Origin of the sequence: Streptomyces sp. GC420, from assembly GCF_009916105.1 — a bacterium.
Classification (GTDB): domain Bacteria; phylum Actinomycetota; class Actinomycetes; order Streptomycetales; family Streptomycetaceae; genus Streptomyces.
This window is the reverse complement of record NZ_JAAAXQ010000322.1, coordinates 1-9,392: the sequence shown is the minus strand read 5'-3', so window position 1 is coordinate 9,392 and position 9,392 is coordinate 1. Positions and strand designations below refer to the sequence as shown.

The following is a 9,392-nucleotide window of genomic DNA, read 5'->3' as shown; positions in this document are numbered from 1 at the left end:
GGGGCGAAGGAGGCGGGGGCGGAAACGGGATGTGCAAGCTCACCGACGACACCGAGATCCCCTGCCTGCCGGGGTACAACCCGGCCGACCGCTGCTTCTACGAGCTCATGGATCCCCAGCCGCCATCCGGCCCGGGTCACACGGACATGAACGGGGCGGACACCTCGGGTCCCGGCGCCTTCTACCTGAGGGACTGCATCGTCAACGACGTCGGCGGCATCGTCTGGCTGACGGAGCCGCCCGCCGGTCTTCTCCCCGACCCCGAGGTGCTGGCGCGTCAGGCCCGGGACAAGATGACGCTGCTGGGTGCGAACATCGGCAGCTCGCCGGGTCCGGACGCCCCTGGTCTCGTCGGCATGCCCGTCTGGCTGTGGAACAACAAGAGCGACACCACCTGGGGTCCCAACAGCGCGACGGCCGCAGTTCCGGGACTGTCGGTGACGGCCACGGCCCGTGTCACCAAGATCACCTATTCCATGGGAGATGGCGGCTCGGTCACGTGCACGACCGCGGGCACGAAGTACTCCAAGGCCTACGGGGACAAGTCCTCGCCGGACTGCGGCTACCGCTACACCAAGGTCTCCGCCGGCCAGTCGGGCGGGAAGTTCACCGTCACCGCGACCAGCTCCTGGGAAGTCACCTGGCAGGCGTCGAACGGTGCGAGCGGGACGCTGCCCGACGAGATCCGTACGTCCAACACCACAGCGCGCGTCGGCGAGCTGCAGGTTGTCAACTAGCGCAAGGAAGACCATCACAATGCCGCGAACCAAGCAGCCGACGGCACCGTCCGAGCCGGGCTCCGCGCCTGTGCTGCTGCCGATTACCAACGACGCCCCGCGCCGCCGCCGACGCCCGGTGGTCGTCGGCGCCGGCCTGGCGCTAGCCGCTGTTGGCGCGCTGGTGTCGGTGTGGCTGGTCGACGAAGCCGGTGACAAGGTCTCTGTCGTTGCCACCCGGCATTCCATTGCGGCGGGCGAGAGCATCAAGGCGTCGGATCTGGTGGCCACCGAGATATCCCACGGCAGCGAGCTGCGCTCGCTGCCCGCCTCCCGCGCCTCCGACATCATCGGTAAGCAGGCCGCATCCGACCTGCCGGGCGGTGCGCTGGTCACCGAGGACTCGGTGAGCGACGAATCCAGCGTGACCAAGGGCAAGTCCGTGGTGGGCATCCTCGCCAAGCCCGGCCAGTTGCCCATCCAGAAGCTGCGCACCGGCGATGCGGTCACCATCGTCCACACCCCGCAGGACGGCAGCGCCTCAGCCTCCTCCAGCAAGGCAGGTTCCGCCCCGGACAGTCTCCCTGCGGTCGTGTCCCGCGTCGGCGGGCCCGACGCCAACGGCGCCGTGGTTGTCGATGTTGCCGCGGCCGAGGTGAACAGCACGTCGCTCGCTGCCTGGGCTGCCAGCGGCAACGTGGCCATCGTGCTGAAGGCGACGAGCTGATGGCGGTCATCGCACTGGTGTCGGGAAAATCGAGCGGCGTTACCTGCTCTGCGCTCGCGCTCGCCCTGTCGTCGCCGAAGCCTTCGCTGCTGGTCGAGGCTGACCCCGCCGGCGGCACGATCCGGGCCGGCTACCTGGGCGGAGAGGGCAGCGCAGCCACCGGGCTGCACCGCCTGGCGGCCGCGGACCGACAGGGCACCCTCGCGCGGGAGTTCTCCCAGCACTTCGTCAGCCTGGACCGCGACAACACGGGCCGTCGGATGCTCCTGCCGGGACTCACCGACCCCACGCAGGCGGCGTCACTCAGCCGTACCTGGGAACCCATCTCCCGGCTGCTCGGTGTGATGGACCAGACCGGCCACGACGTGATCATCGACGCGGGCCGCATCCTCACCGAGTCCGAGACCCGGCTGTCCACGACCCGCTACCCGACGCCGCTGCTGCACCGCGCCGACGCCGTCCTCATGGTGGTCCGCACCACCCAGGCCTCGATCGCGGCTGCCGCGCCCGCCATCCGGGTCCTGAGGGAGGAACTGGCCCACCACGGCACGGGCTCCGACGCGCTCGGGCTGCTGCTGATCGAAGAGGGATCCTTCAACTCCAGCCAGGTGCAGCAGCACCTGAAGGCACCGGTCGTCGGCATGCTCGCGTGGGATCCCGATACCGCCGACGTCTTCACGCACGGGGCCTACAAGAAGATGCCGCGCACCCTTCTGCGGTCCGCGCGCACGGCCCACCAAACGATCAATGAGCTGGTGACCAGGCGGCGCGTGCAGCTGCAGCCGGCAGGAATGCAGGTGGTCACCGGGAGGGCATCATGACCGACACCAGGCCGGAGACCCCGGCCCCCGACTACACCGCCCTCTTCGCCCAGGCGCTCCAGGAGAGCCCCACGCAGGACGCGCCGGTTCTTCGACCCGTGCCTGCGCAGGTGTCTCCGGCCGGCCTCCCTCAGGGAATCGTCCGGGTAGCCGACACCGCGGCGCCGACCGCGCTCCCGGTCGGTCACGAGGTTCTCGCCGAGCTGCGTTCACAGGCCAGCATGAAGATCGGCGAGGCTGCCGGTGCCGACGCGTCCATGACCGAGCAGGACCGCCGGCAGCGCGGACAGTCGATCATCAGGCAGGTCGTCTCGGAATGGGCGACGAAGTACGCGGCCAGCGGCTCGGACCTGACGCCCCAGCAGGAGCGTGCCGTACGCGAGGCGGTCTTCGACGAGCTGTTCCGCGCCGGCCGCCTCCAGCCTCTCCTGGACGACCCGAACGTCGAGAACATCATCATCTACGGCGACAAGGTGCGCGTCGACTACGCCGACCGTCCGACACGCACCTGGGACCCGATCGCGAAGACCGACCGCGATCTCATCAACCTCATCAACCACCTGGCGCGCATGCAGGGGCAGGGCGAGCGGGCGCTGACGCCAGCCACGCCGAACCTCAACCTCCGGCTGGCCGACGGATCGCGCCTGGCGGCCTCGGCGTACGTCACGCCGCGGCCGAGCATCGTCATCCGGCGCCACCGCACCCGCGGCCAGGGCCTGAACGACCTGGTGCGCTGGGGCACGATCGACGCCTCACTCGCGCACTTCCTGACCGCCGCGGTCAAGGGCCGCAAGAACATCATCGTGGTCGGCTCCCAGGGCGTCGGAAAAACGTCCCTGCTGCGCGCCATGGCCCGGGAGATCCCGAGCACCGAGCGCGTGGGCACGCTGGAGTCGGAGTACGAGCTCCACCTCCACGAGGACCCCGAGGGCCCTGAAGTCGTCGCCTACGAAGGACGCGAGTCCAACGGTGAGCGCGGCGCGGACGGCAAACTCCAGGGCGAGCTGACCCTGTCCGACCTCTTCCCACAGCTCCTGCGAATGTCGCTGCGGCGCGTGATCGTCGGCGAGGTCCGCTCCAAAGAGGTCGTGCCGATGCTGCACGCGATGAACGAAGGCGAGGGCGGGTCGATGGCCACCCTGCACGCCCGCAGCCCCCAGCTGTCGATCGAGCGCCTGGCCACCCTGTGCCTGGAGGCCGGAATCGGCATGACCGAGGCCCTGGCCTACCGGCTCATCGCCCAGGCCGTCGACTTCGTCGTCTACGTACGGCTGGTCGACGAGACCGAACTCGTCGACCACGGCGGCAAGCCGGGGCGCAAGCACCGATTCGTCAGCCACGTCATGGAGATCACCGGCATCGGCGAGGGCGGTCGCCCCTCCCACCAGATGGTCTTCGCTCCCCGCGAGCAGGACGGACGCCGCGAGCCGAGGGCCGTGCCCCACGGGAACATCTCCCAGAGCTGCCTGGAAGACCTCGTCCGGGCCGGGCTGAACCGCACCGTCCTGCAGCGGCCGTGGGGCAGCTGGGGCGCGCCGCTGGAAACGATGATGCCGCTGTGACGCTCACCCTCGACTCCCTGCTCGCCGCACTCGGCGGTCTCGCCGCCGTCGGCGGACTCGCCCTGGCGGTCGCCGGCGGCATCGGCTGGGCACCCTCGGAAACCGTGCGCCGCCGCAGCCGCCTGGAGCGCAAGATCCGGGCCATCTTCGTCAAGGACGCCCGCACCCCCACCTCCTGGTGGGCCCGGGGCCAGACACGCCTGGTCGGCTCCGCGGTGGCGGGCCTTGGCGTGTGGCTGTTCACCGGCTGGCTGATGGGCGGCCTGGTCACCATCGCCGTCGTCATCGGCCTGCCCTGGCTGCTGAACACCTCCGGCTCCGGCAAAGCACAGATCGACAAGCTGGAGGCGATCGAGGAGTGGGTGCGGCGCATGTCGGACATCCACACCGTCGGCGTCAGCCTGGAGGCCACCATCCAGCGCAGCCTGGAGACCGTCCCGAGCGCCATCCGCGAGGAGGTCCGCCTCCTCGTCTCACGCCAGCAGGCCGGATGGGTGCCCCAGGACGCCTACCGCGCGTTCGCCGACGAACTGAACGACGCGATGGTCGACGAGGTCGCCGCTCTGCTGATCCTGCACGTCGAGGACCGAGGCAGCGGGCTGAGCAAGGCGCTGCGCGAACTTGCCGAAGCCCTCCAGCATGAAGTGCTCTCACGGCGCGAGGTCGAGGCCGACCGGCAAAAGCCCCGCACCAACGACCGCTGGGTGACCATCTTCTGCCTGGCGATCTTCGGAATCACCGCGTTCTCCGGCGCCTACGTCGAGCCCTACGACACCGTTGCCGGGCATCTCGTCCTGGCCTTCGTCGCCGTCGCCTTCGTCCTGGTCAAGATCTGGATGCGACGCATGGCAATCCTCGAACCCGCGCCCCGGTTCCTGTCGCCGGCCGACCGCTCCGGCGGCCAGATCGCCAAGGAGGCGCCGTGATCTTCTCCCCCTACGCCATCGTCGGCGGCGCCGTCACCGGACTCGGCCTGGTCATCGCCGCCCGCGGCATCCTGCCCGGTCGGCCAGACCTTGGCGACGTGCTGTCCCGCATGGACGCCACCCGGCTCGAGAACCTCGACCGCAACCGCGACAGCCAGCCCAACTCCCTTATGGAGAAGGCCGGTGCGCTCCTGCTCCGGACGGCTGGGGAAGGCACTCTGCGCCTGCCACGTCAGCAGTTGGAGCTCGTGGGCCGGTCTCCCGCCGCGCACCTGGGGCGCAAGATCGGCCTCGCGCTGTACGGGCTGCTGCTGCCCGTGCTGGCGGTGGGGCTGGCCAACCTGGCCGGCTACCCCTTCCCCGTGGCGATCCCGGCGATGGCGGGCCTCGGCCTCGCGATCGTCTTCTGGCTCCTGCCGGACCTGCAGCTCAAGCAGCAGGCCGTGGAAGCCAAGGACGACTTCCGGTACGCCGTCAAGGCATACCTGCGCCTCGTCCAGCTCGAACGCGCCGCGGACGCCGCACCCACCCAGGCCCTGAAACGGGCCGCGGAAGTCGGCGAAGGCTGGGTCTTCGCGAAGATCCGGGACACCATCACCCGCGCCGAGCTCGAAGGCATCAGCCCGTGGGAGGGCCTCAAGCGGCTCTCACTCGAACTCGACGTCCCCGAACTCGGCGCGCCGGCCGACATCATCGCCATCGCCGGTGAGGAGGGCGCGGCCGTCGGCGACACCCTCGGCGCGCAGGCCAAGTCGCTCTCCGGCGCCCTGGTCACCACCGCGAAGGCACAGGCCAACATGGCCTCCGAAAAAATGGTGATGCCCGTCGCAATGCTCGTCCTGATCATGACCGTATACATCGGCTATCCCGCGATCGCGCGGATCATGGCCAGCTAACTCCCCGAAGAGACAAGGAAATCCACGATGAGCAACGACCCCAACCTCACCTTCCTGAAGACCTTCTTCAGCGCCCGGATCGAGCGGCTGCGCAACGTCCGCGACGACCGAGGCGCGATCTCGATCGAGACGATGATGATCGTCGCGGGCCTCGTCGTCGTCGCCGCGATCGCCGCCGCCGTCATCCTCACCAAGGTCAACGAGAAGGCCAACGAGATCAAGTGATCCGCCTTCGCCGGACTCTCCGCCGTTGGTCCCGCGCGCTCGCCGAGCGCGACGCGCGGGACCGCGGAGCCGTGTCCCTCGAGATGCTCATCGTCTTCCCTGTCGTGCTGCTGATCATCCTGCTAGTCGTCCACGTCGGCCTGTGGTGGCACGCACGCAACGTGGCGATGTCCGCCGCACAGCTGGGAGTTGAGTCCGCCCGAGTACGAGGAGCGTCCGCAGGGACCGGCACCGCCGAGGCCCGGGAATTCCTCTCCAGGGCCGGCAGCAGCATCTCCGGCACGTCCGTCAGCGGGAGCAAGGGAGCCACGGTGACCATCCGCGTCACCGGCTACGTCGACACCATGATCCCCGGCCTGAAACTCAAGATCGACCAGCACGCCGACGCGGCCGCCGAACGCATCACGGAGGCACGGTGACCATCGCCGAACGACTCCGCGACGACCGCGGCGCACTGTCGCTGGAAGCGGTCATCCTCTTCCCCGTCCTCATTCTGGTACTGCTGCTGGTCATCGCATTCGGCCGGATCGGGTCCGCCGACAACGCCGTCGACACCGCAGCTCGCAACGCAGCGCGCGCAGCCTCGCTGGAACGAACCGGCGGTGCCGCCAGTACCGCCGGATCGGAAATGGCGCGCAGCGTGCTCAACCAGCAGGGACTGCAGTGCACGTCCACCTCGATATCCGTCTCCACCGGCGGGTTCGCCGCGCCGATCGGTGAGCCCGCCTCAACCACCGCCACGGTGACCTGCGTGGTGCGACTCTCGGATATCGGATTGCCCGGACTGCCCGGATCCAAGACTCTGACCAGCAGCTTTACCTCGTCAATCGACTCCTACCGCCAGCGCGGCTGACAGGACCACCGCATGCCACCCGCCCGCTTCGCCCTCACCCACCGGATCCGTCGCGCCCTGCGCAACGACCGGGGCGCGATGAGCGTGTTCGCCCTCGTGACCATCGTGGCGCTCTTCGCCGTGGCCGCGCTCGTCTACGACGGCGCCGGCAGGCTGCGAGCGCTCACCCACGCCGAGGGCGTCGCGCACGAGGCAGCCCGAGCCGGCGGCCAGGCCGTCGATGCGGGCAAGGCGATCTCCGGCGACGGCATCACCGTCGACCGCAACGCGGCCGTCGCCGCGGCACGGACCTACCTCAGCCACGCGGGGGTCAGCGGCACGGTGAGCGTGAGCGAGGACGGCGGGTCCCTGGAGGTGACCGTGACCGAGTCCTACCACGCCGTGTTCCTCGGCGGGGCCAGCGGGTCCGTCACCGGCCACGGCAGCGCCAACCTCGTCTACAAGGGGTGACGATCATGAGAAACCGCAGTACAGCCGCCACCCTGGTCCGTGCGCTCTTCGCCCTGGTGGCCCTGATCGCTCTCCTGGCGGGCGTGCCCGCCGTCCTGCTCGGCATCGGAGTCCTGCCCGACCACGTCCCCGGCTTCGACGAGATCACCACCGCGCTCACCAGCCCCGACTCCGGCCAGCAGTTCCTGGGCGCCATCACCCTCATCGGCTGGTACGGCTGGCTCAGCTTCGTGGTCTCGGTCGTCCTGGAGACGGGCGCCGCGCTGCGCAACGTCCGGGCCCCCCGGATCCGCATGCTGGGCGGATCCCAGCAACTCGCCGGCGCCCTCGTCGGCGGCATCCTCATCCTGCTGCCGACCGGCACCGCGATGGCAACCCCCGCCAGCGCAGCCCCCGCCACCGTGGCCACGGCCAGCGTGGCCGCCGACGCCCACTCCGCGACGGCCAAGGCGGCGTCCTCTTCTTCCGCGGCCTGGAACGGCCCCGTCCACCACGTCCAAGAAGGCGACACCCTCTGGGACATCGCGGAGAAACGCCTAGGCGCCGGCATCGAGTGGCACCGGATCATCGACGCCAACGAAGGCGTACGCCAGACGGACGGCTCCCTCGTCACCGCCGACACCACCGTCCTGCAACCCGGCTGGACCCTGCGCCTGCCCGCCGACGCCTCCCCCGACCCGACAGCCGACCAGGACGGAGCCAGGGCACAGACCGCCGGCTCCAAGACCGCGGCCCAGACCCACACCGTGCGCGCGGGCGAGACACTGACCGGCATCGCCGAGGACGAGCTCGGCAACGCCGACGCCTACCCCCGGATCGTCGAGGCGAACAAGGGCGTCAAGCAGGACGACGGGCGCGCCCTCGAAGACCCCGACAAGATCTATCCCGGCTGGAAGCTGCAGATCCCCACCGCAGCCGGCAGCGACCGGAGCGACTCGAAGCCGGACGAGGCGCAGCCGCCACAGGAACAGCCCACCGACCAGGGCAAGACCGAGGAGCGGCCCGGCGCCGAGCAGACGCAGCCACCCGCCCAGGACGATTCGAGCCCGGGCGCCGACAAGGGGGAGAAGAGCGACCAGGCCCACGGCGGCCAGGGCGCGGACAAGGACCGGCAGGACGGCGGGCAGCCGACCGCCAGGCCGACCGCCCCGACCGAGCAGCCCGCCGCGCAGAGCCCTGCGCCCGACCGCGAGCAGCACGGCACGCCCACCCAGGCGCCCGAGGCGCACGAGACCGCAGAGGCCGACGACAGCAGCGACACGAGCGTGCGGACGATCGCCGCAGCGGGGAGCATCCTGGCCGCGGCCGTCCTCGCGGTCATCGCGACCCGGCGCGCGCACCAGCAGCGCCGACGGCGCCCCAAGCGGCGCATCCCGATGCCCTCCGGTGCGACCGCCGACTTCGAGAAGCAGCTGCGCGTGGCGTCCGACATCACCGGCACCCCGCTCGCCGACCGCGCCCTGCGCACCCTGGCCTCCAACTGCCGCCAGGACGGCCGCCCTCTGCCCGAGGTCGAGGCGATGCGCATCACCGCGCGCGGCATCGAGCTCCACCTAGCCGCCGTCACCCCGCCCGTCGCTCCGTTCACCGAGCACGAGGACAACCCGACGGTCTGGGTGTGCCCCGCCCGCGGCGCGGCCCTCCTCAACGAGGACGAGGCCGCCGACATCACGGTGCCCTACCCCGCCCTGGTGAGCCTCGGCGAGACCGAGGACGGCGACGCGGTCCTGGTCAACCTGGAGGCCATCGGCCTGATGCGTCTGGCCGGCAGCCCGGCCGACGTCCGCGCGGTCATGCTCGCCCTCGCCGTCGAACTCGCCTCCTCCCAGCTGGCGCCCGACACCCAGGTCCTCCTCGCCGGCGCCGGAAGCGACCTGCACCACCTCTACCCCGACCAGATCGAGCACCACGCTGATCTCGGCCCGGCCACCAGCGACCTCCAAGCGCACGACGCCTTCCAGCGCCAGGCCCTGACCGACGGCGGCCACGACCACCTGCGGGCCGCCCGGCTGGTCGAGGACGGCGGCGACACCTGGATCCCCCGCATCCTCATCGCCACCGCCCCGCCCACCGGCGCGGCGGCCGCCGAGCTCGAGGACCTCCTCGCCTCCCGGCCCCGCACCTCGGTCGCGGTCGTGACCGCCGCAGGCGGCGAACTCGACCTGCCCGGCGCCTGGACCCTGCCCGCCCAGCCCGGCACCCTCGTCGAACCGCCC

General features: G+C 70.7%; 11 protein-coding genes. All 11 read left to right on the top strand.

What is annotated here, in order from left to right:
- A partial coding sequence (locus GUY61_RS29590) for an ATP/GTP-binding protein (RefSeq protein ID WP_243766847.1) occupies window positions 1-737 on the top strand: 737 nt, incomplete at its 5' end.
- A gap of 19 nt (window positions 738-756) precedes the next feature.
- Complete coding sequence (locus tag GUY61_RS29585) at window positions 757-1,443, top strand: flagella basal body P-ring formation protein FlgA (protein ID WP_166633313.1); 687 nt, start codon at window positions 757-759, stop codon at window positions 1,441-1,443.
- The gene (locus GUY61_RS29580) at window positions 1,443-2,264 is read left to right on the top strand and encodes a hypothetical protein (RefSeq protein WP_166633312.1); all 822 of its coding nucleotides are present in this window, start codon (window positions 1,443-1,445) and stop codon (window positions 2,262-2,264) included. Before GUY61_RS29585 ends, GUY61_RS29580 begins: the two co-directional genes overlap by 1 nt.
- The gene (locus GUY61_RS29575; protein WP_166633311.1) at window positions 2,261-3,826 is read left to right on the top strand and encodes a CpaF family protein; all 1,566 of its coding nucleotides are present in this window, start codon (window positions 2,261-2,263) and stop codon (window positions 3,824-3,826) included. Before GUY61_RS29580 ends, GUY61_RS29575 begins: the two co-directional genes overlap by 4 nt.
- Window positions 3,823-4,752, top strand: a complete 930-nt coding sequence (locus tag GUY61_RS29570; protein ID WP_166633310.1) for a type II secretion system F family protein — start codon at window positions 3,823-3,825, stop codon at window positions 4,750-4,752. The genes GUY61_RS29575 and GUY61_RS29570 overlap by 4 nt, the downstream gene beginning before the upstream one ends.
- Complete coding sequence (locus tag GUY61_RS29565; protein ID WP_166633309.1) at window positions 4,749-5,648, top strand: type II secretion system F family protein; 900 nt, start codon at window positions 4,749-4,751, stop codon at window positions 5,646-5,648. Before GUY61_RS29570 ends, GUY61_RS29565 begins: the two co-directional genes overlap by 4 nt.
- A 27-nt stretch (window positions 5,649-5,675) precedes the next feature.
- On the top strand, window positions 5,676-5,873 hold the full coding sequence (locus GUY61_RS29560; RefSeq protein WP_053678304.1) for a hypothetical protein: 198 nt from the start codon (window positions 5,676-5,678) through the stop codon (window positions 5,871-5,873).
- Window positions 5,874-5,944: 71 nt separating this feature from the next.
- A complete protein-coding gene (locus GUY61_RS29555) occupies window positions 5,945-6,292 on the top strand; it encodes a TadE/TadG family type IV pilus assembly protein (protein WP_313896935.1) in 348 nt (115 codons plus the stop codon).
- Window positions 6,289-6,726 (top strand): TadE/TadG family type IV pilus assembly protein, encoded by a 438-nt coding sequence (locus tag GUY61_RS29550; protein WP_166633307.1) that lies wholly within the window; start codon window positions 6,289-6,291, stop codon window positions 6,724-6,726. The genes GUY61_RS29555 and GUY61_RS29550 overlap by 4 nt, the downstream gene beginning before the upstream one ends.
- Window positions 6,727-6,738: 12 nt before the next feature.
- Complete coding sequence (locus tag GUY61_RS29545; RefSeq protein ID WP_166633306.1) at window positions 6,739-7,176, top strand: hypothetical protein; 438 nt, start codon at window positions 6,739-6,741, stop codon at window positions 7,174-7,176.
- Window positions 7,177-7,181: 5 nt separating this feature from the next.
- Window positions 7,182-9,392, top strand: a 2,211-nt coding sequence (locus GUY61_RS29540) for a LysM peptidoglycan-binding domain-containing protein (RefSeq protein ID WP_208106624.1), incomplete at its 3' end; no start/stop codon positions are given.